The sequence below is a fragment of the Pseudoalteromonas distincta genome (assembly GCF_005877035.1).
GTDB lineage: Bacteria > Pseudomonadota > Gammaproteobacteria > Enterobacterales > Alteromonadaceae > Pseudoalteromonas > Pseudoalteromonas distincta.
On the sequence record NZ_CP040558.1, the window covers coordinates 2,675,899 to 2,701,971 of the forward strand.

The window sequence follows — 26,073 nt, forward strand, 5'->3', positions numbered from 1 at the left end:
ACGCTCTTAAGTTGAGGATATTTAAACAGGGATTGAAACTATTTCACAGACTTTTTAAGATGATATTTTCTTATAAAACCATAACGATTTTAAATGAATGCTATTTCCTACATTTAATTAGTAAATACAACTCACTAGATTTAATAGCCTAAAGTTATAAAAAAAGGCGGCTTAACCGCCTTTTTGAATTAATTAACTTAGCCAAGTTTAGCAAGTATTTCTGTACGTAATGCGTCGTAATCGGCCTTTATATCGCTTGCTAGGCATGGTTTTGCTAGTGCGTCGCTAAGTGGTTTTGGCATACCTAATTCAATATTTAAAATACCCTCTACGCTTTCTTTAAACTTAGCAGGATGAGCTGTGGCTAAAAAGATACCCGCTGCACCAGGCGCTCGATTTTCAACAAGACCTTGGTACGCAATAGCAGTGTGAGGCTCTGCAACATAACCCGTTTGTTGAATTTTTTTCATCACCGATTGTGTGTCTTCTTCGTTTACGCTAGTTGAATAAAAGTTATCGTAGCTAAACCAGTTATAATCTAACATTGTTTGCACACGCGGCCAGTTGTTTGGCTTACTTACATCCATTGCATTTGAAAGCGACTCAAGTGTTGCGTTTGGCGTCCAGGTTTTATCAAGCATAAAGCGCGGCACAGTATCATTTTGGTTGGTTGTTGCACTTAATTTACCTACAGGTAAGCCAATAACCGCACCAATCATTGCAGCACATACATTACCAAAGTTGCCACTTGGCACTGATATATGCGCTGTTGCGCGTTTTTCTTTTGGTAGTTGTGCAATGGCCTCAAAGTAATAACAAACCTGAGCAACTAAACGGCTAATATTAATTGAATTAGCAGAATTAAGCCCAAGTGTTGATTTAACTTCTTCATCTAAAAAGGCATTTTTAACCAACTCTTGGCAATCATCAAAACTGCCATCAACTGCGTAACAATGAATATTGTTACCTAACGTAGTAAATAGCTTTTGCTGAGCAAGTGAAATTTTGCCTTTAGGATATAAGATGACAACATCGATATTCGGCTTGTTATAAAAAGCATGTGCAACGGCTGCACCAGTATCGCCCGATGTTGCGGTTAAAATAGTTACTTTTTCATCTTTATTAAATTGCGCTAAACACTCAGCCATAAAGCGACCACCAAAGTCTTTAAACGCAAGCGTAGGACCATGAAACAACTCTAAGCAGTATGTATTCTCTTCAACTTCCACCAGCTTAACTGGAAAGTTAAATGCATTTTCAACCATTTGTGCCACAGTGTCGCTTGGCAGCTCATCACCAATTAGGTGAGATAATATTTTGCCACTGCGTGTAACAAAGTCCATATCAAGTAAAGCATCAACATCGGACAGTGGGGCAAGGGATTCAGGGAAAAACACACCTTGATTACGACCCAAACCTGTTTTTACGGCTTCAACGAACGACACTTTTTGTGAGCTATCTTTTAAATTATGTAATTGCATGACTACCTATCCTATAAAACTGTTAATTGACGCGTGCCGTCGTTATCTAATTTACAAATGTGACAAAAGCCTTGCTCGTTAATGTAATTTGCCTCTAACCACTGCGCGCATTGCTGTGCAGCTTCAAGTGTTTTACATACACTAAACAAGGTGGGTCCTGCGCCCGAAATACTCACTATTTCAGCACCCAGCGCTGGTAAGTTTGCTTTGGCTTCACTAAAACCTTCAATAAGCGGTGCGCGGTAAGGTTCTGCTATTTCATCTTTCATTATGCTTAGCGCATCGTCAAAACGATTCGTTAACAGTAAGCTACTAAATGCCGACAAACGCTGTGCAAACTCAACACTTGCGTGCATGCTCAACTCTTTTGGTAAAACCGAGCGCGCTTTTGCAGTGTTGAGTGAAAAACCAGGGAACGCAGCAACGTAGTACCAATTTTCATCAACAGGCAGTGCAATCGATTTATCAGGGATTAAATCACCTGTTAATTGCAAACCACCTAGATAGCATGGCGTGATGTTGTCGTAATGACGACCACCGCTCACTACAGCTTCAAAGTCAGCCATAAGCTCAATAAGCTCAACCTGACTTAAGTTAGTTTGTGCAAACTTATCAAGGGCAGCAAAGGTAGCCACGACCGAGCATGCACTAGAACCAAGTCCAGATCCAATTGGTAAATTCTTTTTAAGCTCGAGCTTTACGCTTGGCATATCAGGCGCAACATGCGCTCTAAAATGTACTAAACACTGGTACGCTAAGTTTTCATTCGCATCACTTGGTAACTTGTGAGCGTAGTCGCCAGTACAAATAAATTCGTCACTTGGTGCTGCACTTACAACAGCTACATCGCCCAATAAACTACCATCAATTGGCGCAAGCGCTGCGCCAAGAGCATCAAAACCCACTGCAAAATTACCAATAGACGCCGGGGCATATACTTCAATCATAACGAGCTCCTAGCGCGATAGCGTTTTTAAAATATCAGCAAATACACCCGCTGCTGTTACTTCAGAGCCGGCACCATAACCACGAATTACAAACGGACGTGGCTGGTAGTATTGGCTTAAAATAGCAAGCGCGTTTTCGCCATCGCGAATTACATTAAGCGCATGTTTTTCATCAACAGCCTCAATACCTACTTTACAGTGACCTTCTTTAATTGTACCTACATAACGAAGTACCTTTCCTTCGCTCGCAGCACTTTGAATGCGGTCATTAAAATCAGCATCTAGGCTTGGTAGTTTTGCCATAAACTCATCAACGCTATCACCTTGTGCAAAACCTTGTGGTAATACTGACTCAACTTCGATATCGCTTAGCTCCAACTTCATACCGGCTTCGCGAGCAATGATCAGTAACTTACGTGCTACATCGGTACCCGATAAATCATCACGAGGATCTGGCTCAGTAAAACCGCTTTCTTTGGCTTTAATAGTTGCCTCAGAAAGTGATAAACCATCTTGAAGTGCGCCAAACATATACGAAAGTGAGCCTGATAAAATACCGCTAAACTCTAGTAACTCATCACCGGCACCAAATAATGACTGCAAGTTATCGATTACTGGTAAACCTGCACCAACGTTAGTTTCGTATAAAAATTTACGATTATTCTTTTGCGTAGCAGCTATTAAATCTTGGTAATACGTGTATGAGCTTGTTGTCGCTTTTTTATTAGCTGCAACCACATGAAAACCTGCATTTAAAAAGTCTACATACTGCGCAGCAAGTGCATCTGAAGATGTACAATCTACTAGTACCGGATTCACTAAGTGGTTTTGCTTAACAAATTGCTCTACTAATTTTAAATCAAATGCTTGCTCAGATGAGGCCAATTTTTGCTGCCAATCACTAAAAGCGATGCCTTCGTTATCAAGGTGTAATTGACGAGAGTTAGCAACACCATACAAGTTAAGTTTAATATTACGCTTTTCAAGCCAAGCTTGCTGACGTTCAAGCTGATTAATAAGCTCTTGCCCTACTAAGCCACAACCTAGTAAAAACACATCAATTGACGGCACATGCGTGAAAAAATTTTCATGGCATATTTTTACAGCGTCATTACATAACTCACCATCAATTACCGCAGAAATAGCACTTTCTGTAGAATCCTGTGCAATTGCCACAATATTTACTTGCGCTTGTGCAAGCGATGCAAAAAACTTAGCCGCTAAGCCACGGTGTGCGCGCATGTTGTCGCCCACTAAAGTAACAATAGCTAAATTACGCTGTACTTGTACAGGCTCAATAAGCCCTGCTTGTAATTCAAGCTCAAATGCAGTTTGTAGCGCATCGAGTGCAAGTGCTAGGTCTGTTTCGTGCACACAAAAACTAATGCTAAATTCACATGATGATTGCGTGATCAATACAATTGATACGTTATCGTGAGCAAGCGCGTTAAATACCTTAGACGCCATGCCTACTTTACCTTTCATGCCAGGGCCTGAAACAGTTAACATTGCAAGGTCTTGTAAGCTAGAAAGCGCTTTTACGGGCTCATCAGATGAATAATCATTACCAATTAATGAGCCTTGTGCGTCTGGGTTATGCGTATTTTTAATTTCACATGGCACGCCTGCTTTAGCACACGGTAAAATTGTTTTTGGGTGAAGTACTTTTGCACCAAAGTAAGAAAGTTCCATCGCTTCTTTATAAGATAAAAAATCGACTTTAGTGGCTTTTTTAATATAACGAGGATCAGCGCTATATACGCCATCAACGTCAGTCCAAATTTGGCAAATCTCAGCTTCTAAACATGCCGCAGCAATAGCTGCTGAGTAATCTGAACCATTACGGCCAAGCGTTGTAAGCTCACCTTTATCATTACTCGCCGTAAAACCAGGCATAATATAAATAGTTGCAGGGTTTTCTTTAAGCACAGCTTGAAAGCGAGCTTTACTTGCCACTAAATCAGCTTCTGCATCAATGTAGCCACCAGTTGAAGCAATACAGCTTGTTGCTTCTAAGTACCTTGCATCTTGTGAGCTCAATAAAGCCTGCATTAAAGAAACGCTAACGCGCTCTCCAAAGCTAATTACAAATGCGCGAACTTGATCAGGGCAACACTGTATAAGCGACACGCCATCTAATTTATTTTTAAGCTCGCCTAGGTCTGGCCAGCTTGTAACTACTACGCCACTTTTTTCAACGTCAGCTTTTAAGCCTTCACAACGACTCGCTAATGCTTGCCATTGCTGCGAAAAATCTAAGCCTTGCTCTGCAGCACTTGCAAGTGCAACTAGCGAATCGGTCATTCCACCTGGAGCAGAAAGCACCAATAACATTTCATCTTTTAACTGTGCTTTAACTAACTGAGCTACCTGTTGTAAGCATGCATAATCGGCAAGTGAAGACCCACCAAATTTTAAAACTCGCATTGTTTATGTTCCTCATCCCATAAAACGAAAAAAGGCCTGTGTTCTAAGTGAACACAGGCCTTTAAATTTGTTGCACCGACCTATGCCACTATCCAGTAAGAATGATGGTTGTAATAATAATGGTCAGTACGCGATTAATTGTTTTCATATGTTAAGACTGCCTTAACAAAGGCTATGCTGTCAACCCTAAATTAAAAGATAAAACAGCCTTTTTTAACATGAAAAAACCTAATGAATGCCAAATTTATGCAATATTTCATTCAAGCTTGATTTATTAATAGGTTTATCAATAAAATCAATTGCGCCAAGTTGGGCGACTCGTTGCTTCATTTTTTCCTGTATATCAGCAGAAATAACCAACACAAAGCACTCTATTTTTTCTGTTTTTATAGTTTCAAGTACTTGTATACCATCAACCTCTGGCATGGTGAGGTCTAGGCACAGTAAATCAAAGTTTTGTGCTCTTAAAAGATCGAGGGCGTTTGCTCCATTTATAGCTTGTTGTATATCTGCGTCTATACACTCATTTAAACACCGCACGACTTGTTTACGAGCAACAGCAGAATCATCACAGACTAATATAGAAAATTTCATCATGTTTACTACTACACAACCATCAAAGTTATTAAAAGACCATCTTTCTTTGCACTCAGGACACTTTAACACGCATCTAAATACTTAGCGCATTAATAATTCAATGCAATGATAAATATAGAATTAACTCATTTAAATATGATTAACGAAACTAAATTCTAATCAAACTTACAAAACTTAACGTCTAACAAATTTACTAATTCATAGCTGAGTTTAATTACATTAATACTACATACCAACTTAATTAGATTTATCTTATTAAATTTTAACTTTTTTATTTATTTTTAGAGGTTTATTGACTAACTTTTAAATTACAATAGTAACGTTACAAAAATAACAAAGGATGAACAAGTCACTCATGTTACAAAAAAGCCTTTCTAAGAAGCTACTGACAAGCGTTTTATCCGTTTATTTTTTGCTTACCTTCGTAGTGACTTGCGGACAGGTGCTTGCTGAATATCTCAATACTAAAGACTATATACGTGATGAATTAAGTACATTACAAAAAACCTTTAGTCGTAGCTTAACACGTGCAATTTGGGAGCTTAATACCAAGCAAACAATTACAACAGCAGAAGGTTTACTCGCCATTCCCATGATTGAAGGGATTATTGTTCGAGATGACAGCGGCGAAATTATTTCACAGTTAGGGCGCTCGCTCGACATACATAAGCTATATAACCAACAGTTAGTTCAAGAAGAAGCTATTTTAGAAGACGCGAAATCCGGTCTGTTTGGTTACACCTTTCCACTTATTTTTGAATTTTCTGGCCGTGCTACCCAAGTGGGCGACGTTACCTTGTTCTCTAGCCGAGAAGTTGTTTTCAGCCGAATTATGGTATCAATCTACTTTTTGATTGGTAATGCGATGATTAAAACCACCTTTTTAATCATTTTATTTTTAATGGCATTTAGAAAGCTTCTTACAGATCCCTTAGCTGAGCTTACTGAGCAACTAGAAAACCTAGAATTAGATGAGCTAGAAGGACAGCACATAGAAATAGAAACAGAGGAGCATAACGAACTAAAAGTAATGGAGCAGTCGTTTAACAAACTAATAGATAAAGTGGTTCAGTACAGAAAAGAGCTTGAGCACACCCAAAAAGAACTCATTATTAGTAACGAAAAGCTCGATCATCACAACATACAACTAGAGCAAGACGTAGCCCGTAAAACATCAAACTTAAGCCAAGCAATGATGGAATTACAACAGCAAAAATACGAACTTGAAAAGCAAAAAATTGTGCTCACTGAAGAAATAGATTTACGCCGCAGCACAGAGCAAGAGCTAATTACAAAACAAACTGAATCTCAGCGTTATATAGAAGAGTTAAGCCTTGCACAGGAACGTTTATTGGGCACAGAGAAGATGGCCGCACTAGGCGGACTTGTGGCGGGTATTACACATGATATAAACACCCCTATTGGTATAGGTGTAACGGCAATATCGTTTTTGCAAGAACGCTTGAATAAACTCGAAATTGCTTACAGTGAAAAAACACTTTCACCAAAAGCACTAGAAGAATTTATTAACGAAGCAAAACAAAGTACAAGCTTGTTAACCACTAACTTAGATAGAGCCTCAGAGCTTATTGCTAGCTTTAAGCAAATAGCGGTCGATCAGGCCAGTGAAGCTGTAAGAACTATTAACTTTAAAGATTACACTAACGAAGTAATACGCTCACTGCATCCAAAACTAAAAAAGACATCCCATACAATAAAATTAGAATGCCCTGATGATTTAGTTTTAAATTTACCTGCAGGCGCCATCAGCCAAATTTTTACTAACTTAATTATGAATTCACTCATTCATGGCTTTGAAGGTAAAAGCAACGGTGTGATGGATATAAAAATAAGCGCAGATGACACTAACTTAACGATTGATTACAAAGATGACGGTAACGGAGTTACCAGTGAGCAATTGAAAAAATTGTTTGACCCATTCTTTACGACTAAACGCGATGAAGGCGGAAGCGGATTAGGTACCCATATAATGTTTAATTTAGTTAAACAAACTCTTAGTGGATCTATTGATGCAACGAGTGAACCAGGCAAAGGTCTGCGTTACTATATTCAATTTCCAAAGAACATGGCTAAGCCAATGCCTATTTTTGATAAATATGAATAAAAAAAGTATATGCATTAAATTATTAGGGCGTGTTGATCTTTGGTGGTTGAATTTGCAGCGACATGTTTGGTTTTTAGGCAAGGCAGAGCCTATGTAGTGTGGTTATTCCCCATAAATATTTGATAACGCAGCATAAATACCAAACATGCGCTGCCCTTTGAGCTCGATCTAGGGACGATTAACTCTTTGTTGCCTACATGGATGTAGGTAAGGGGCGTGAGCAGGACGCGGAAGCTTTGCTCGGTTTTTACTTATTCTTACATGGATGTAAGCCTGTAGGGTAACGCAGGAGCAGTTACCGAGCCCACTAGGTTACAAACCTCGCGCTGCGATTTAATCTTCCTTGGATTGAACAAATTTCAATCCATAAAGTTCAACACGCCCTAGTAACAAATCAGTCATTTCGAGATGCTGTTTTTATTGCTATGATTGGACAAATTTTTCAAATGGATCAATTCCCCTATGTGGTTTAGTAACCTTATTTGTTACCGCTTTAAGCAAGACGTTTCATACACCCAAGAAGATTTTGATAAAGCATTAGAGCAAGATTTATTTCGCCCATGTACTGGTCAAGAGCTTGCAACATTTGGTTGGACGAAAGCGTTTGGAAAGCATGGCGAAACACTATCGCATTTTTCTCAAAAAAGTATTTTAGTTTGCGCAAAACGTGAAGAAAAAGTACTCCCAGCTTCTGTTATAAACGAACTAGTTGCTGAGAAAATTGATCAGATAGAAGCCGAAGAAAACCGCCCTGTTAAAAAGAAAGAAAAAGACGAATTAAAAGAAAACATTCTTCATACTCTTCTACCCCAGGCATTTAAAAAGTCGAGCTTACAATTTGCCTTTATTGACCAAGAAAATGGCTGGGTGGTTGTAAATAGTGGCAGCTTTAATAAAGCTGAAGAGCTACTGGCACTACTTCGTAAATCGTTAGGAACGCTCCCAGTTGTACCTGCGTTTGCTAACTACGACCTAGATGTATTCTTAACTGATTGGTTAACTAACTTTAGTACACCAGAAGGCTTTGCTATTGGCTCTGACGCTGAGCTTGAAGAAGCTGACGACAGCGGTGCACAAGTAAAACTAAAAGGCCATGATCTGGCATGTGATGAGGTTAAATCGCACTTAGAAAGTGGTAAACGCGTAACTAAACTGGCACTTGATTGGCAAGAACGCCTCAAGTTTATGCTGCAAAACGATGGCTCTATCAAGCGTTTAAGCTACTCTGAAACTCTAAAAGAAGAGAACGCAGATATTCCTAAAGAAGATATGGCTTTAAAACTTGATGCTGACTTTATTTTAGCTTCTGAGGAAATAAAGCAATTACTTGAAGAACTAACTGCTGGCTTAGGTGACGTTGAAGATTTAGAAAAAGCGTAAATACCACAACCTACATAAATATTTAAGCGCTTTGAAGCATTAAATAGATTCATATATAAGCAGGTTGGTATAACAGATAGAAATCCGATAGCAGTTTACTGCTATCGGATTTTTTAATGGAATTTTTAGAAGCGCTTATTTATATATTTGTTATCCGCGAACAGAATTTAGCTAACGTTCGGCGTATTAAAACCTAAGGTAATCATCTTTCAAGTAAGAGCTTACAGCAAAGTTCAAAGGAAAGTTATGTAGAGTGATATGAGATTATCTGTATTCACTTCAAGCCGGAATGCACAAAAAACTGAAGTTTTGATTTTAATTGAAATCATTAACTTATTTGTGCAGATAACTTATTTTAGCTTTTAGCGTCTTCAACCTTAGGTTGGCGATATATTTTTATAATGTGGTATAAATTTACAAGCGACAATAAGCCGTTGGTAAAAATAACAGGTACTGCGCCAATGGCAACACCGTATGCAGTAAATACAATACAACCAAACATGTTGTACCAACGCAGTTTTACTACATCTGTCATTGTTAACGATGCAACCAATAAAGCTGATGCAATATAGCCTAAATATTCCCAACTCAATTGTTCTCTCCTAGCCTTTAGGTTAGCATTACATGTACTGCTAACTTATGGCACTTATAAGTATTGCAAAGTTACAACAAAATAAAAAAGCTAACTTGCTTAAAAACCTGAAAAAGTTTGCCGGAAAATACCAGCAAATTCTTAAATCATTACACGGGAAATGAAGGTAAAATAATACTATTAGCAAAGCTAATAATATTAGTAGCAAGTTAGCGTAAATTCTTAGTGTCTTAATGCTAACGTCATTAAGATGTAATAAATAGGACAAATGTCCGAAGAGCACATTGATGTTTCAATACCATTTTTCTAGTTACCTTGTTGATCAGCTTTTAACCTTTGCCGGTAGTAGCTATCAACAATCAAAAAAAGAAGTTCTGATCCATCAAGATCAGCCTTTAAGCAAGCTTGTGCTTGTACGCAGTGGCACTGTGTCGTTTAGTTACGACGTAGGTAATGGACGACGCCTGCTGTTAGGACAATTGGATTGTAACAACACCCTTATTGGTGAAATAGAAGCGCTAAATAATAATCCGTGTATTTATACGGTAACGTGCTTTAGCGATGTAACTTATAATCTTATTGAATTAAGACATTGGCGTGCTCTGCTGCTTGAAAAACCAGAACTGAGTTTATACACCGCACAAACTATTGCGGCTAAATTTCAGGAAAACCAAAAAATCAATTTAGATAAGCTACTACTACCACTGAGCTACAACATAGCCAAAGATTGCTTACTAAGAGCCGAGAACAACAACCCTACGCTACTTAGAGCCTATCCAACTGTAAATGCTGAAGCCGAACGCTTTGCTACCACTGAGCGAGCTTACAGACGTGTTGTTACAGAACTTGTCGAAAAAGGCTTGGTACTTAGAAGTAACGATGGGTTACAAGCAGTCGATATACCAAAGCTAAGTGAATACGTAGATAGCTTTGCTCAACTTTAAGTTATTTAAAATTTACCCATAAAAAAAGGCCTTAACGGCCTTTTTCTATTTATACAAATTACTGGTTACTTCTCTAGTAAAATGTCATGAATTTTCACAAGATCAGATTTACCTGCAATAATTTCATCCGGTGTTAAACCCGATAGTTCATGCGGGAACACTAACCACTCTTCAGACTCATGAATATAATAATCTGGAACAGTGTCTACTTTTGAGTTTTTTGGCTTGTAGTACGGACATGCAATACGAATATCACGTGGCAAGTTTAAGCGCATAAGCTCTGAAAGCTTTTCTTTTAATGCAACAATACTACGACCAGAGTCAAATACATCATCAACAATTAATAATGAGTCGCCTGCATTTGCGTTCTCAACAATGTAATGCAAACCGTGGACTTTAATTTCTTTAGATTGTTTACCAATACCGTAATAAGACGATGTACGTACTGCAATGTGGTCAGTCTCAATGCCTTTATAATCGTAATATTCTTGAACAGCAATACCGATCGGTGCACCACCTCGCCAAATACCAATAATAAAATCAGGACGAAAGCCATCTTGGTATACTTGTGCCGCTACGCGGAACGAATCTTCAAGCAGCTGTTGAGCTGTGATGTAGCACTTATCTGACATAATTAGAAACCCCAGTGGTGGATATAAGATTTGAGCGCAGCTTAGAGTTAAGCAAAAATTAAACTCAAACAGGTATTGGCGACGGATTTTACCGCAAATGAAATAAAATTGCTTGCCTGTAAATTAAAAAATAGGCACCCAAGGGTGCCTATTTTTAGTGTAAAAAGCATAATTTAGTAAATATTATGCTTTTTCTTGTAGGGTACGAGCAACCGTACGCATACCTTGAGTTGTTGCGCCCGCTGCCCATTGGCTTGTACTGCCCATGTTAAAAGCAGCAGCTAAATCTATGTGCACCCAGCCTTTGCCATCGTTTGGCACAAAGCGTAATAAAAAGCCTGCAGCATTCGATGCACCGCCGTAACCGCCCCCCTTTTGTGCACGGCTATTTGCCGTATCAGCATATGGAGATGGGCAGTTTTGTTGATGCCATTTTTCAAGAGGCAGTGGCCAAGCAGCTTCCATTTCTTGAGATGCAAAACTTTCAACTTCACGTGCAAGTTCTTTATCAAGTGCAAATAATGCATTGTACTCTTGGCCAACAGCAACAAGCGCTGCTCCAGTTAGTGTTGCTGCATCAATGATAAGTGGAGCGCCAGTCTCTCCTGCTGCCATTAAGCCATCAGCAAGTACTAAGCGACCTTCAGCATCCGTGTTTACAATTTCAACTGTTGTGCCATTTTTATAAGTAAGAATGTCACCTAATTTGTATGCATGACCCGAAATTAAGTTCTCAGCACAACATAAAAACAGCTTAATACGTTTTTCAATACCACGGTTAATAGCCAATGCTAAACCTGCTGTTACTGTTGCAGCGCCGCCCATGTCGCACTTCATACCAAGCATACCTTCGCTTGATTTAATTGAGTAACCACCTGAGTCAAACGTAATACCTTTACCTACAAGCGCAGCACTTACTGGTGCATTTTCGTCGCCTGTTGGGTTGTAATCAAGCTCAAGCAATACTGGTGGGCGAACACTGCCGCGACCAACTGCATGAATACCAATCCACTGTTGTTCTAGTAACGCATCACCTTTAATAATTTGGTAACTTACGTGTTCAGGCGCTAATGATTGAATAAACTCAGCTGCTTTTTCAGCTAGGCTTTCTGGGTAAATGTCATCGGCAGTACCGTTAACCATTTCACGTGCCCAAATTGCTGACGTTTTTAAGTGAGCAAGTTCTTTAATATCTGATTGTGCGTTATCAACAAACTCAACACCGTTTAACGATTTTGGTGTTACAAAGCCTTGGTAAAAAGCCCACTGGCTTTCTGTACACCAAGTATCACCTGCTAATTCAACATTTTTAACGCCTTGGCTTGCGATAGTACGGCCTGCTTTTTGAACATTTTTTAATGTGTCTTGCTCAGATAAATGAACAGTTGCACCGCGCTCGTTAAAAGATAATGACGCATTATCGCCCCAATGACTCGCTGCTGCTTGTTCGCTTAGTTGAACAACAAATTTTTCACTCATGTTAGAATTCCCTTGCACTTAAATGTGCCACCGAGTTTACTATAGAGCGCTTAAGTTCCCAACAGCTTGAGATAAATAACATAAATCACACTGCTGAGCAGTGTTTACGCTTTGGAAGCTATTATGAAGTACACGCCAGCGCTGCAACCAGCCATATTATTAAAGCGCTACAAACGCTTTCTAGCTGATTTACAATTAAGTGATGGCAGCGAATTTACCGCCCACTGTGCAAATACAGGTAAAATGACGGGATGCGCTGAGCCAGGCTTTACTGCTTTTTATTCAACGAGCGATAACGCAAAACGAAAATACCCGCATTCATTAGAGCTTACGCAAAATAACTTATCGCAGCTTATTTGTGTAAATACAGCGGTGGCTAATAAAGTAGTAGAAGAAGCAATAAACAATAATGTCATAAGCGAGCTACTCGACTACAGTCAATTGCAAAGCGAAGTTAAGTACGGCAGCGAAAACAGTCGTATCGACTTTTTACTCACAGACGAAAATAAGCCCGATTGCTATGTAGAAGTTAAGTCAGTCACATTATTAAGCGAAGATGCACCACAAAGCGGGCAAGGCTACTTTCCTGATGCGCAAACACTGCGTGGACAAAAACATATCCGCGAACTAATAGAAATGATCGAACAAGGCCACCGAGCAGTATTACTGTTCGCTGTTTTGCATGAAGGAATAAATACCGTAAGTGCAGCTGCGCATATTGATAAAAAATACGCCACGTTATTAAACCAAGCAATAATAGCCGGTGTTGAAGTATTAGCATACAAAGCCAAAATTTCAGCTAATGGAGTCTTACTTCATAAAAGAATAGCATTTATAGAATAGTGTAATAAACCAAGAGATTGAACTAAGCGTAATTTACAAAGCACTCCAATTATAGAAAGTGGTAAAAAGTGAATTATAAAAATTAACTTGTTTTTGAAGCTTTTGCCCATATAACAAGGCAAGTTTTAGAAAGCGAATATGTGAATTAATTAAAAGTGTAAATAAACTATTAATACACTTTTTACTCAGTAAGCATGGTTGAAGCTAATTCGATTAATTAAAAATAAATTTGCCTAGGGTATAAGATTCTGTTATTTATACCGCCGGCTAATGCTGAGGCATTAAATTAAGGATTTAGGAGAGAGTTATGCCAGACCAAAAGAAACATGGTTTATTGGCTCAAGCCGGTTTAGAACCATACCAAGAAAAACCAGGCGAAGAGTACATGAATGATGCACAACGTGCTCATTTTAGAGCAATTTTAGAGACTTGGCGTAACGATTTACGTAACGAAGTTGATCGTACTAAATCGCACATGCAAGACGAAGCTGCTAACTTTCCTGACCCAGTTGACCGCGCTGCACAAGAAGAAGAATTCTCTTTAGAACTTCGTACTCGTGACCGCGAACGTAAATTAATCAAAAAAATTGAAAAAACAATTAATTTGATTAAAGAAGATGATTTTGGCTTTTGTGAGTCTTGTGGCATCGAAATTGGCATACGTCGCTTAGAAGCACGTCCTACTGCCGATTTATGCGTAGACTGTAAAACACTTGCAGAAATCAAAGAAAAGCAATCTGGACGCGGCTAATTAAAACTTATTAGTTAGTTATGTCTCCTACAGCCGTTACTGCGCCTATGCGTAAATATCGCGGTCGTTTTGCACCGTCTCCTTCTGGGCCATTACATTTTGGCTCACTTGTAGCGGCTGTGGGTAGTTATCTAGATGCAAAAGCTAATCAAGGAAAATGGTTAGTTCGTATAGAAGACATTGACACTACGCGCGTGGTTAAAAACGCCGACTCCGATATTCTAAATACCTTACAAGCCTACGCCCTTTACTGGGATGAACCTGTTGTATACCAAACGCAGCGCCTGTCTTTATATCAAGATATTACCCACTCACTTTTAGAGCAAAACCTTGTTTATGGTTGCACCTGTACTCGAAAGCAAATAAAAGCCATTGGCGGTATTTATCAGGGGCATTGCAAAGCACTTAATCATCATACTCAATCCGGCGCACTTCGTTTAGTTCAGCAACATCCAACGACCCAATTTAGTGATTTAATTCAAGGTGATATATCGGTAAATAGTGCATTATCCCACGAAGATTACTTAATTAAACGCAGTGACGGTTTATTTGCATATCAACTTGTTGTGGTCGTCGATGATATCGATCAAAGGATAAATCGAATTGTAAGAGGCGCAGATTTAATTGAACCAACAGCTCGGCAAATTAGTTTGTTTAAACAACTCGACAGCCCCGTACCTGAATTTGCTCATTTACCTTTAGCGGTTGCCAAACCCGGTTTTAAACTATCTAAACAAAATTATGCCCCCGCCATTTGTAAGCAAAATCCAAAGCCTGCTTTACTTAGCGCTTTTGAATTTTTAGGGCTACCTGTTATAGCTGATTTAAGCGACTTAAATATAGAACAATTAATCGATTGGGGAATTAAAAACTTTAGCTTAAAACAGGTCCCCCAAGTATCCGAAATACAAATTTCTCAACATCCACATAGCCAGAAAGTCCAATTTACACATTTAAGTAAATAAAATAGCTAAAAACGGCTTAATTTCAACACATCAACTTAATTTTTAAACCCTGCTGGTATATGATAGCCGCCTAAATATATGCTAATTACGTCAAACAGCTTGTACTGGGTTATAACCGCCCTATTTGCTGTAACTTTTGATTGCGATGCAGAGTCAATCACACCTTCTAGGAGACAGACTATTATTTCCAAGCTTTTTCAATTTTGCCGACAAATAATCGGCCCGAATACCAGTGCCGAAAGCGCTTCTGTAAGCAGTGAACCTATTGTTGTCACTCGTGGTGAGCATGGTATTTCTCGCAAACAATTTAGCCCAAATGCAATCAAAGTATTATACCGCTTAAAAGACGGTGGCTACGATGCCTACCTTGTTGGTGGTTGTATTCGCGATATATTGTTAGGCCAACAGCCAAAAGATTTTGACGTAGTTACTAATGCAACTCCAGATCAGGTAAAAAAACTATTTAGAAACTGTCGCCTGATAGGTCGTCGCTTTCGTCTAGCACACATTGTATTTGGCCGTGAAATTATCGAAGTGGCAACAATGCGTGGCCACCACGAAGCGCAAGAAGACAAAAATCAAATAAGCCAATCAAGCAATGAAGGTCAATTACTTCGTGACAACGTATTTGGCAGTATTGAAGAAGATGCAGAGCGCCGCGACTTTTCAATCAACGCACTTTATTACTCAATTAAAGATTTTAGTATTCACGATTACGCCAACGGCTTAGCGGCAATTAAAGCTAAACAAATCGAGCTTATTGGCGATCCTGAAACGCGTTACCGCGAAGACCCTGTTCGTATGTTACGTGCAGTACGTTTTGCCACTAAGCTTAATATGAGCATTGCGCCTAAAAGTGAAAAGCCAATTAGCGAGCTTGCAAGCTTGCTTGACAACATTCCGCCAGCACGTTTATTTGAAGAAATTCTTAAGCTGTTTTTAAACGGCAAGGCCGAAGCTAACTTTTTAATGCTGCGTAAATACGGCTTATTCCGCTCACTTTTTCCTGAACTTGATAAAATTTTAGATAAAAACCCAAGTGGCTTAGAGCACACGCTTATTCAGCAAATGTTTCAAAATACCGACAAGCGTATTAATGCCGATAAAAAAGTAACACCGGCGTTTATTTTTGCAGCCCTACTTTGGTTCCCACTGCTTGAGCGCACTAAAAAAATTCAAAGCCAAGAGCAATTATCTGAATACGATGCTTTCGCACAAGCAATGAATAAAGTACTAAGCGATAATTCACAGCATATAGCTGTTCCTAAGCGCTTTACTTTAGGTGCTCGCGATATTTGGCATATTCAGCACCGCTTAGATAAACGTGCTGGCCAACGTGCATACAGGCTAACGCAACAGCCTCGCTTTAAAGCCGCTTACGACTTTTTATTATTACGCGTAGATGCAGGCGAAACTCAGCATACAGAGCTTGCTCAGTGGTGGACACAATACTTAAGTAAAGATATAAACGGCCAAAAAGAGATGGTTAAAAGCTTAGGCCATCAAGGTGGTCCTAAGCCGCGAAAGCGCCGTCGTCCTACTAAAAAGCCAACTGAGTAATAACATGCATTGTGTTTATTTGGGTTTAGGTGCCAACCTAAACTCACCAAAAGAGCAGCTTGATAACGCGATAATTGCGCTTAAAAAGCTGCCTAATTGTGAATTTGTAAACGTATCGCATTACTATGCAAGTAAGCCTATGGGCCCACAAGATCAACCAGACTATATCAATGCCGTAGCCTGTATTAAAACGACCCTTGATCCAGAGCAATTACTTGATTTAACACAAAGCATTGAGCTTGAGCATGGTCGAGTAAGAAAAGCTGAGCGTTGGGGTCCACGCACACTTGATATCGATACCCTATTATTTGATGATCAAATCATAAATACGGCGCGCTTAACCGTGCCTCATTATGGTTTGAGTGATCGCGAGTTTGTGGTTTACCCACTATTAGAGCTTGCACCTGAACTTATTTTACCTAGCGGCATTGCATTAAAAACCATTGCAAATAACTTACCGCTCAACGACTTACAACAATTACCTCTGTAATTAACCTAGGCTTTTGCCTGCGAGGATATTATGTCTAAAATAACCGTTTCTACTTTAAATAAAATGAAAGCAGAAAATAACAAAATTACTGCATTAACAGCCTACGACGCTAGTTTTGCAAAGTTATTTCATGATAACGGCGTTGAAGTTATTTTAGTAGGCGACTCATTGGGCATGGTACTACAAGGCGGCGATGACACCCTTGGCGTAACAAATCAAGATATTGCATATCATACCCGCTGTGTACGCGCTGGTAGCCGCGAATTATTTGTAATTGCTGACTTACCTTTTATGACCTACTCAAGCGTTAGTGATACCTGTAAAAATGCAGCTGAGCTTATGCGCGCTGGCGCAAACATGATTAAACTTGAAGGCGGAGAGTGGCTTTACGAGAGCATTAAAGCACTCACTCAACAAGGTATCCCAGTTTGCGGGCATTTAGGCCTTACACCACAGTCAGTTCATGTATTTGGTGGCTTTAAAATACAAGGTCGCGAAGAAGATAAAGCACAAAAAATGATTGATGACGCGAAAGCACTTGAAGCTGCTGGCGCGCAATTATTAGTACTTGAGTGTATTCCAAGTGCCCTGGCAAAACGCATTACAGACGCTCTAAGTATCCCAACTATTGGTATTGGTGCAGGCAGCTTAACTGACGGCCAAATACTGGTAATGCATGACCTGGTTGGTATTTCGGCAGGTTACATTCCTAAATTTTCTAAAAACTTTTTGCTCGAAACAGGCAATATGCCTGCTGCCGTTCAAAAGTATTGTACAGATGTTAAAAGTGGCGCATTTCCAAGCGCTGAACATGAGTTTAAATAATGCAATCAATAACTGAAATCAGATCGTTACGTAGTCAAATTAAAGCATGGCGCCAAGCAGGTCTTAGCGTGGCGCTTGTGCCAACAATGGGCAACTTGCACCGTGGGCATTTTTCGCTAGTAGAAAAAGCAAAAAACTTGGCCGACAAAGTCGTTGTAAGTATTTTTGTAAACCCAATGCAATTTGGCGCTAACGAAGATTTAGATAACTATCCTCGTACGCTAAATGAAGACAAACAAGGCCTTGCTGAACTAGGCACTGATATTGTATTTACCCCAAGTGTAGAAACAATCTACCCTAACGGACTAGGTGCACAAAGCTTTGTAGATGTGCCTGACATTTCATTAGGCTATTGCGGCGGCTCACGTCCAGGTCACTTTAGAGGTGTTGCAACAATCGTGACTAAGTTATTTAACTTAGTGCAACCAGATTACGCCTGCTTTGGTGAAAAAGATTTTCAGCAACTGCAAGTAATCAAAACTATGGCACGCGACTTATCAATTCCAGTTGAAGTTATTGGTGTACCTACAATGCGAGAAGTTTCTGGCCTTGCTATGAGCTCACGTAATGGTTACTTATCTGATGATCAAAAAGCGACTGCAACCGTATTATTTAAAGCCCTTAATACGTGCGCTGAGCAACTTAAAAGTGGCGAGAAAGACTTCGTAAAACTTGAAAGCTTAGCTAAACAAAGTTTAGAGCAAGCAGGCCTAAAACCAGACTATTTTGAGATTGCTCAACGAGATACATTAAAAACTGCTACAATCGAAGATACTCAATTTGTTATTTTAGCCGCAGCCTATTTTGGTGGTGTTAGATTGATCGACAATATCCAAGTCGAAATTTAATATTATTGCGACTCCATTTTAAGGATAAGAAGCATGCACTCTTTAATAAAAACAAGCGTAGTCGCCCTTACTTTTGCACTATTAGCAGGTTGTCAAAACCAAGTTGAAAACCCTGAAATGAATCAGTGTGCTCAACAAAACTACCAGTGTGAAAGTAGTTGTGAACAGCAAACAACTGCTGAGGGCTTAAAGCAACAAGTATGCTCTGGAAAATGTGTTGAGAGCTATAATCAATGTAAAGCACAAGCCGAAAAATTAGGTAATATTTAATTCCTTAAAGTTTTTAGTTTTAGGCAATAAAAAACCGCTCAATGAGCGGTTTTTTATTGCTTATAGTTTATCATACCAATTTTATTAAAAACATGACCATCCTAGCGTATTAAATAACTCACTAACTACGTTAAAAATTATTTATATAGAACAACTATGTATCATAATTTTAGCCTTGTTATTGCGCTATTTTCTTATCGCTATAATAACTCACTAATTTAATGCAATTGGTATTAGTTCAAACCAAGCTTCTTAAGTTCTGTTTCTACTAGCTTTGCAGAAAGTGGTACATAACCATCTTTTTCTACAATTTGCTGACCATCTTTTGAAAGTACCATTTTTAAGAATTGCGCTTCCATTGGAGACAACGGCTTGTTTGGGTGCTTATTCACATAAAGGTATAAAAAGCGAGATAATGGATATTTACCTTGTGCAACGTTATCAAGTGTTGCATCAACAAAGTTATCGCCTTTTTTAGCTAGCGGTACTGTACGTACGCCCGATGTTTTATAACCTATACCTGAGTAACCAATTGCATTTAATGAAGATGAAATTGACTGTACTACTGATGCAGAACCCGGTTGCTCATTTACGTTATTACGGAAATCACCTTTACACAGTGCTTTCTTTTTAAAGTAACCATACGTACCTGATACTGAGTTGCGTCCGTAAAGTTGCACATCTTTAGCTGCCCAATCACCTGTTAGACCAACATCGCTCCAACGGTTAACTTGCTCTGGTGCGCCACATTTACGAGTAGATGAAAAGATAGCATCTACTTGGTCAATACGAAGACCTTCAATTGGGTTGTCTTTATGTACAAATACAGCAAGTGCATCAATAGCTACACGAACTTCTGTTGGCTTGTAACCGTAACGTTTTTCGAACGCTTCGATTTCTTTAGATTTCATTTTACGGCTCATTGGACCTAGGTTAGCTGTACCTTCGGTAAGTGCCGGTGGAGCAGTAGAAGAACCTGCTGCTTGAATCTGAATATTTACATTTGGGTAAATACGTTTGTACTCTTCAGCCCAAAACGTCATCATGTTGGCTAAAGTGTCAGAACCTACTGATGAAAAGTTGCCTGAAACACCACTAATTTTTTGATACTCAGGAATATTTTGATCTAGAGCAACTGCTTGTGCAGATACGAAAGTTGTAACAGCCACACCCATTGCGGCAACTAAGTTTTTAAATTTCATGTAGAGTTCTCCGGTTTGTTCGTTCCATTTTCTAACTGCTGCCCACTCTAAAGTGAGTACATGACAATTACATTACTCTTAAATGACACTTTTATGACTTAACCTATTAGCTTAATTATTTAGTCAGCGAAACTATCTTATCTATTGAAAAATCAAAAGAAAAACACGAACCTTTGTTAACTTCACTACGAATATTTAATTTACTATCATGGCGAGTTAACACATGTTTTGTTATAGCGAGCCCTAAGCCTGAGCCACCTGTTGTTCTACTGCGAGCTTTGTCAACACGATAAAAACGCTCAGTTAATCGGTTAATATGCTCAGGCGCAATACCATCACCATTATCGGTAACACTAAAACACGCTTTATTGTTTTTGCGCTGCCAGCATACTTCTACTTTACCGCCTGGTTTTGTGTAATGAATCGCGTTGAATACTAAATTAGAAAACGCACTACGCAGTTCATCCTCAGAGCCTTTAATATCAAGGGTTTTATCAATATCAAAAATAAGTTCGTGGCCTTTGTCTTGATTAATTGAGTTTGCTTCAGTGTGAATATAACCAAGTAATTGCGGTACATTTATAGCTTTATCATTGTCTTGGCGACGAGCACCTTCAATACGCGAAAGCGATAGTAATTGGCTGACTAAGCTATCCATGCGCTTGCATTGTTCAAGCATAGTATTCTGCGCTTTGTTCCACATTGCTGGCGGCGGCATCATGTCGCCATCCATCATCTCAAGATACCCTGTAACCACTGTAAGCGGTGTACGTAGTTCATGCGACACATTGGCTACAAAGTCTTTACGCATCTGTTCTAGCTGTTTTAAGCGCGTTACATCACGTACCACAACCATAAGTTGCGTACTTGCATATGGCATTACCCTAAACTCAAGCACCTGCTCAATACTGTGACCGTTATCCAGCTCAAGCGCATCGTCAAATTCGCCTTTGTGCATGTATTTAGCAAACTTAGGTTCGCGAATTAAATTATCAAGGCGCTGACCATGATCGGTAGGCCACTGCAAACCAAGCACTTTAAGGGCTAATTGATTACACCACACAATACTTAAATCGTTTTGTAATACCACTACCGCATCAGGTACCGCTTCAGCCCCATCGCGAAAGCGACGAATTAAATCTGCAAGCTCATTACGTTTTTTACGATTACGATGCTGGAGATGATAAATACCTTCGAACACCTGCTCCCATGCACCCTCACCCTCTGGCGGGTTAAAGCTGCGTTGATTAAGTAGCCAATCGCTCAAACGATAAAGTTGATGGTAGTGCCAAATAAGGAGAGAAAAAGATCCTAAAAATAAAAGCAAAAATGGCGCGCCAACCAGCACACCAATTAATAGTAAGGGTAAAAAATAGATAAACAGGCGTTTAACTAACGCCTGTTTATTAACAACTCGATACATACACTCACTTTACCTTAGAGTAGTAATACATGCGTATTTTACACATTAGCTAAGCTTTAAGCTGATCACAGCTTACTTGAAAAACGATACCCAGCGCCACGTACTGTTTGCACCAAACGGTCATGTCCAAGTGGGCCAATTGCTTTACGCAGGCGACGAATGTGCACATCAACCGTGCGATCTTCTACGTAAACGTTAGTTCCCCACACATGATCAAGCAGTTGTTCACGGCTATAAACACGCTCTGGGTGAGTCATAAAAAAGTGCAGTAATCTAAATTCGGTTGGCCCCATATCGAGCTCGTTACCTTCTGAGGTAACACGATGAGAAATAGGGTCTAAACGCAGGCCATGTACTTCAATAGCTTCTTCTAATGAGGTTGGCGATACACGGCGAATAACCGCTTTAATACGTGCCATAAGCTCTTTAGGAGAAAACGGCTTAGTGACGTAATCATCTGCACCTACTTCAAGGCCGCGTACTTTGTCTTCTTCTTCGCCGCGAGCTGTAAGCATAATAATTGGGATTTGGCGGGTGTGTTCGTTTTGCTTAAACTTTTTAGCAATTTGAATACCGCTTCCACCTGGTAACATCCAATCAAGTAAAACCATATCTGGGTAAGGTTCAACCATAGCTGCAATAGCAGAGTCGTAATCTTCTGCTTCAATTGCTTGAAATCCATTTTGCTCTAAAACAAAAACCAACATCTCCCTGATAGGAGCTTCGTCATCTACGACTAGTACTTTACGTGACATTCCAATTTATCTCTTACGCTATCGAATTAGTTTTCATTATTATGACTAAGTATGACATTTTTATGAAAGTGTAACGTGTAAATTAAAATGGTGGTAAAAAAAACACAAATTAGTGACAAAAAACCTCATTAACGTCATATTTTTAAAACCTTTTTAATATTTAACGTAATAAAAAGAGATTTACGATAAATTTATGTAATAGCTAACTTTTTGAAATTATCTTTTTTGTATCGCTATTTAAACCACTAAACAATATTAAACTAGCTGGGATCATTGTTTTACTAACCAAGACATTTTTACAGATCGATCGTTTAAAAGTAGCTTTAAAGCCATTTTAAAATCAACAAACCCGCCTGTGTACCAAACAATACGTTCAAAAATAGATCTAAATTTTACTAAGCCCCGAATAAAGGATCAGATTTTTACCAAGCCGATCCCCCTCAGATCAGAGTTGTACCTAGTCAAAGCCATAAGTTGTTGATTGTTTATACAAATAAATAACGATCAAATTATCTCAGAGCCCGAAATAGCATTAAAGTGTATTCTGCTTAGTAAAGTAATGATCCGAAAAAGGCTGTGTTAGTAAATGCGTGATCCCAAAATTCCGCGTTGGTAATGCAGTGATCTGATCAAAAAACCGTAATCTGTAATATAAAAAGGGCTGACATTAAAAAAGCCAGCAACAAAGTTACTGGCTTAGGGCCTGTTGACCTTTCAGGATTAAAATTTGTTCAATCTAGGAGCGATTTAATCGCGGCGTGAGGTTTGTAACCTAGCGGGCTAAGTAAAAACCGAGCAAAGCTTCCGCGTCCTGCTCACGCCCCTTACCTACATCCATGTAGGCAACAAAGAGTAAATTGCCCCTAGGCAGAACCCTTTGGGCAGCGCATGTTTGGCATTTATTCCACGTTATCGCCTATTTATGGGGAATAACCACACTGCATAGGCTCTGCCTTGCCTAAATACCAAACATACTGCTGCAAATTCAACCTCGAAAGATAAACAGGCTCTAATAATGATCAATTATAAATTTATCTATTATCTAATTTTAGGGTCTAGTTCGCCGCTTAAGTATTTAAGGTGCATTTCATCAAGTGAAATTGGCTTAATTTTACTAGCCTGACCAGAAGTACCAAACGAGTTATAGCGTGCAACGCAAATCTCTGTCATTGCTTTAGTCGCTTCAGCTAGGTATTTACGTGGATCAAAGTTAGATGGGTTAAGCGCCATATGACGGCGAATTGCACCGGTAGATGCTAAACGTAAATCGGTATCAATATTTACCTTGCGAACACCAAACTTAATGCCTTCAACAATCTGCTCAACTGGCACACCATAAGTTTCTGGAATTTCGCCACCGTACTGATTAATAATTTCTAACCACTCTTGAGGAACTGAAGATGAGCCATGCATCACTAAGTGCGTGTTAGGAATACGAGCATGAATCGCTTTAATGCGATCAATCGCTAAAATGTCATCTGTTGGTGGGCGAGTAAATTTATAAGCACCGTGTGAAGTACCGCAAGCAATTGCAAGCGCATCAACGTGTGTTTTATTTACAAAATCAGCCGCTTCTTCAGGGTCTGTTAGCATTTGATCCGTTGTTAATAACCCTTCTGCGCCAACGCCATCTTCTTCGCCAGCTTCACCTGTTTCAAGTGAACCAAGTACACCTAGCTCGCCTTCAACCGATACGCCACAGGCATGCGCCATCGCAACTGTTTCGCGCGTTACTTCTACATTGTATTCGTAGCTTGAAGGAGTTTTGCCGTCGCTCATTAACGAGCCATCCATCATTACTGATGAAAAACCAAGCTGAATTGAACGCTGACATACACCTGGCGATGTGCCGTGATCTTGGTGCATTACAACTGGGATATGTGGCCATTCTTCAACGGCTGCTAAAATCATATGACGAATAAATGGAGCACCAGCATAAGCACGTGCGCCAGCTGATCCCTGAACGATTACTGGGCTGTTTGTTTTGTCAGCCGCTTCCATTATTGCGCGCATTTGCTCTTGATTGTTAACATTAAAAGCAGGTACGCCGTAACCATGCTCTGCTGCATGATCTAAAAGTTGTCGCATACTGATTAAAGCCATTGGGTATTCTCCAATTTATCGACAGTAGTTCCCTACCATCTAGTTTGAACGGATGTGTTAGTTTGGCGTTATAACAACGCCACGAAAAACCACTGCTTTGCAGTAATATTCCGTCTAAATTAACGACTAAATTAGGGTGAGAGGTATTTAGTAATTAATTGTCGGTGAGGGCTATTACCCCCTCACCTTACGCCACTAAAATTACTTAGCGCGCGACTCTAGCATTTCAACTGCTGGAAGTTTTTTGCCTTCTAAAAACTCTAAGAACGCACCACCACCAGTAGAAATATAAGATACTTTATCGGCAATGCCGTATTTATCGATTGCGGCTAAGGTATCACCACCACCCGCAATTGAAAACGCATTTGAGTTAGCAATTGCTTGTGCAATAGCACGTGTGCCATTACCAAACTGGTCAAACTCGAACACGCCAACTGGGCCATTCCATACAACAGTGCCTGCATTTGCAATAATTTTTGCAAGCTTGCTCGCTGTATCAGGGCCAATATCAAAAATCATATCATTGCTTGTTACTTCGCTTACATCTTTAAGCGTAGCTACAGCAGATTCAGAAAACTCATTACCAACCACTACGTCAGTCGGTACCGGAATTTCACCATTATTAGCAATCGCTGCTGCACATAAACGATTCGCTTCATCCATTAAATCAGGTTCGTAAAGCGACTTACCAACTGGGCTACCTGATGCAGCAATAAAGGTATTTGCAATACCGCCGCCGGTAACTAATTGGTCAACAATTTTAGAAAGTGAATCTAAAACGGTTAGCTTAGTAGATACTTTAGAACCACCAACAATCGCGACTAATGGACGTGCTGGATTATCAAGTGCTTTGCCTAACGCTTCAAGCTCAGCCGATAACAGCGGACCTGCACATGCCACATCAGCAAATAAGCCAACGCCATGGGTAGACGCTTGTGCACGGTGAGCCGTACCAAATGCATCCATTACATATACATCACACAGTGCTGCTAGTTGCTTAGATAACGCTTCGTCGTTTTTCTTCTCGCCTTTGTTAAAGCGCACATTTTCAAAAACAACCACTTCGTTATCAGCAATATCAACACCGTTTAGGTAATCTTTTTCTAAACGTACAGTTTGCTCTAGAGCATCGTTTAAGTAATCAGCTACAGGTGCAAGCGAAAACGCTTCATCGTATTCCCCTTCCGTAGGACGGCCAAGGTGTGACATAACCATTACTTTAGCGCCTTTCTCAAGGGCTAGTTTAATAGTAGGTAGTGCTGCACGAATACGCGCATCTGACGTCACTTTACCTGCTTTAACTGGTACATTTAAATCTTCACGAATTAATACGCGTTTGCCGTTTAAATCTAAATCTGCCATTTTTATGACCGACATGAACATCTCCTTAGTTAACGATACTGAACCTGAAAAATACGTTTAAAATTATTATAT

General features: G+C 39.6%; 23 protein-coding genes. 11 read left to right on the forward strand and 12 right to left on the reverse strand.

Annotated features, from left to right (window positions below):
- Positions 1-197 precede the first annotated feature (197 nt).
- The 4 genes from thrC to FFU37_RS11935 all read right to left on the reverse strand — a co-directional run bounded on the left by thrC (position 198) and on the right by FFU37_RS11935 (position 5,452).
- Complete coding sequence (gene thrC, locus FFU37_RS11920) at positions 198-1,481, reverse strand: threonine synthase (protein ID WP_138489565.1); 1,284 nt, start codon at positions 1,479-1,481, stop codon at positions 198-200.
- Positions 1,482-1,492: 11 nt separating this feature from the next.
- Complete coding sequence (thrB, locus tag FFU37_RS11925) at positions 1,493-2,428, reverse strand: homoserine kinase (RefSeq protein ID WP_138489566.1); 936 nt, start codon at positions 2,426-2,428, stop codon at positions 1,493-1,495.
- 9 nt (positions 2,429-2,437) lie between these two features.
- Positions 2,438-4,855 (reverse strand): bifunctional aspartate kinase/homoserine dehydrogenase I, encoded by a 2,418-nt coding sequence (gene thrA, locus FFU37_RS11930; protein WP_138489567.1) that lies wholly within the window; start codon positions 4,853-4,855, stop codon positions 2,438-2,440.
- 228 nt (positions 4,856-5,083) lie between these two features.
- A complete protein-coding gene (locus FFU37_RS11935) occupies positions 5,084-5,452 on the reverse strand; it encodes a response regulator (protein WP_024596295.1) in 369 nt (122 codons plus the stop codon).
- 355 nt (positions 5,453-5,807) lie between these two features.
- Between FFU37_RS11935 and FFU37_RS11940 the strand changes: the two genes are divergently transcribed.
- Positions 5,808-7,577, forward strand: coding sequence for a sensor histidine kinase (locus FFU37_RS11940; protein WP_039490417.1), 1,770 nt, complete (start codon positions 5,808-5,810; stop codon positions 7,575-7,577).
- Between the two features lie 462 nt (positions 7,578-8,039).
- Positions 8,040-8,957 carry a recombination-associated protein RdgC gene (gene rdgC, locus FFU37_RS11945; RefSeq protein ID WP_002962662.1) on the forward strand — a complete coding sequence of 306 codons (918 nt, stop codon included), beginning with the start codon at positions 8,040-8,042 and terminating at the stop codon, positions 8,955-8,957.
- A 355-nt stretch (positions 8,958-9,312) separates the two neighbouring features.
- On the opposite strand, the gene FFU37_RS11950 is transcribed toward rdgC, so the two are convergent.
- A complete protein-coding gene (locus FFU37_RS11950) occupies positions 9,313-9,549 on the reverse strand; it encodes a YgjV family protein (RefSeq protein WP_002962663.1) in 237 nt (78 codons plus the stop codon).
- Between the two features lie 287 nt (positions 9,550-9,836).
- Between FFU37_RS11950 and FFU37_RS11955 the strand changes: the two genes are divergently transcribed.
- A complete protein-coding gene (locus FFU37_RS11955) occupies positions 9,837-10,493 on the forward strand; it encodes a Crp/Fnr family transcriptional regulator (protein WP_002962665.1) in 657 nt (218 codons plus the stop codon).
- 65 nt (positions 10,494-10,558) lie between these two features.
- On the opposite strand, the gene FFU37_RS11960 is transcribed toward FFU37_RS11955, so the two are convergent.
- Together FFU37_RS11960 and pepB are read right to left on the reverse strand one after the other, a co-directional pair.
- Positions 10,559-11,125: a phosphoribosyltransferase gene (locus FFU37_RS11960; RefSeq protein WP_002962666.1), complete on the reverse strand. Its 567-nt coding sequence runs from the start codon at positions 11,123-11,125 to the stop codon at positions 10,559-10,561.
- 183 nt (positions 11,126-11,308) lie between these two features.
- Complete coding sequence (pepB, locus tag FFU37_RS11965; RefSeq protein ID WP_138489568.1) at positions 11,309-12,604, reverse strand: aminopeptidase PepB; 1,296 nt, start codon at positions 12,602-12,604, stop codon at positions 11,309-11,311.
- A 123-nt stretch (positions 12,605-12,727) separates the two neighbouring features.
- Here pepB and sfsA point away from each other — a divergent pair, with 123 nt between their 5' ends.
- From sfsA to FFU37_RS12005, 8 genes are all read left to right on the forward strand, one after another.
- Entirely contained in the window at positions 12,728-13,447 is a 720-nt protein-coding gene (gene sfsA / locus FFU37_RS11970; RefSeq protein ID WP_002962670.1) for a DNA/RNA nuclease SfsA, read from the forward strand.
- Positions 13,448-13,754: 307 nt separating this feature from the next.
- Entirely contained in the window at positions 13,755-14,198 is a 444-nt protein-coding gene (gene dksA, locus FFU37_RS11975) for an RNA polymerase-binding protein DksA (protein WP_002962671.1), read from the forward strand.
- Positions 14,199-14,218: 20 nt separating this feature from the next.
- Positions 14,219-15,163 carry a tRNA glutamyl-Q(34) synthetase GluQRS gene (gluQRS, locus tag FFU37_RS11980; RefSeq protein WP_138489569.1) on the forward strand — a complete coding sequence of 315 codons (945 nt, stop codon included), beginning with the start codon at positions 14,219-14,221 and terminating at the stop codon, positions 15,161-15,163.
- Between the two features lie 78 nt (positions 15,164-15,241).
- Entirely contained in the window at positions 15,242-16,723 is a 1,482-nt protein-coding gene (pcnB, locus tag FFU37_RS11985; RefSeq protein ID WP_239022703.1) for a polynucleotide adenylyltransferase PcnB, read from the forward strand.
- Positions 16,724-16,727: 4 nt separating this feature from the next.
- On the forward strand, positions 16,728-17,213 hold the full coding sequence (gene folK / locus FFU37_RS11990) for a 2-amino-4-hydroxy-6-hydroxymethyldihydropteridine diphosphokinase (RefSeq protein ID WP_002962677.1): 486 nt from the start codon (positions 16,728-16,730) through the stop codon (positions 17,211-17,213).
- Between the two features lie 30 nt (positions 17,214-17,243).
- On the forward strand, positions 17,244-18,038 hold the full coding sequence (panB, locus tag FFU37_RS11995) for a 3-methyl-2-oxobutanoate hydroxymethyltransferase (RefSeq protein ID WP_002962679.1): 795 nt from the start codon (positions 17,244-17,246) through the stop codon (positions 18,036-18,038).
- Complete coding sequence (gene panC / locus FFU37_RS12000) at positions 18,038-18,886, forward strand: pantoate--beta-alanine ligase (RefSeq protein WP_138489570.1); 849 nt, start codon at positions 18,038-18,040, stop codon at positions 18,884-18,886. The genes panB and panC overlap by 1 nt, the downstream gene beginning before the upstream one ends.
- Positions 18,887-18,919: 33 nt before the next feature.
- On the forward strand, positions 18,920-19,156 hold the full coding sequence (locus FFU37_RS12005; protein ID WP_002962684.1) for a hypothetical protein: 237 nt from the start codon (positions 18,920-18,922) through the stop codon (positions 19,154-19,156).
- A gap of 233 nt (positions 19,157-19,389) precedes the next feature.
- Here the strand turns inward: FFU37_RS12005 and FFU37_RS12010 are convergent, their stop codons facing one another.
- From FFU37_RS12010 to FFU37_RS12030, 5 genes are all read right to left on the reverse strand, one after another.
- The gene (locus FFU37_RS12010) at positions 19,390-20,358 is read right to left on the reverse strand and encodes a PstS family phosphate ABC transporter substrate-binding protein (protein ID WP_002962686.1); all 969 of its coding nucleotides are present in this window, start codon (positions 20,356-20,358) and stop codon (positions 19,390-19,392) included.
- Between the two features lie 115 nt (positions 20,359-20,473).
- On the reverse strand, positions 20,474-21,781 hold the full coding sequence (phoR, locus tag FFU37_RS12015; RefSeq protein WP_138489571.1) for a phosphate regulon sensor histidine kinase PhoR: 1,308 nt from the start codon (positions 21,779-21,781) through the stop codon (positions 20,474-20,476).
- 65 nt (positions 21,782-21,846) lie between these two features.
- Positions 21,847-22,536 carry a phosphate regulon transcriptional regulator PhoB gene (gene phoB / locus FFU37_RS12020; RefSeq protein ID WP_006791869.1) on the reverse strand — a complete coding sequence of 230 codons (690 nt, stop codon included), beginning with the start codon at positions 22,534-22,536 and terminating at the stop codon, positions 21,847-21,849.
- A gap of 1,038 nt (positions 22,537-23,574) precedes the next feature.
- Positions 23,575-24,639, reverse strand: coding sequence for a class II fructose-bisphosphate aldolase (fba, locus tag FFU37_RS12025; protein ID WP_002961523.1), 1,065 nt, complete (start codon positions 24,637-24,639; stop codon positions 23,575-23,577).
- Positions 24,640-24,840: 201 nt separating this feature from the next.
- Entirely contained in the window at positions 24,841-26,016 is a 1,176-nt protein-coding gene (locus tag FFU37_RS12030; RefSeq protein ID WP_002961525.1) for a phosphoglycerate kinase, read from the reverse strand.
- Positions 26,017-26,073: the final 57 nt, after the last annotated feature.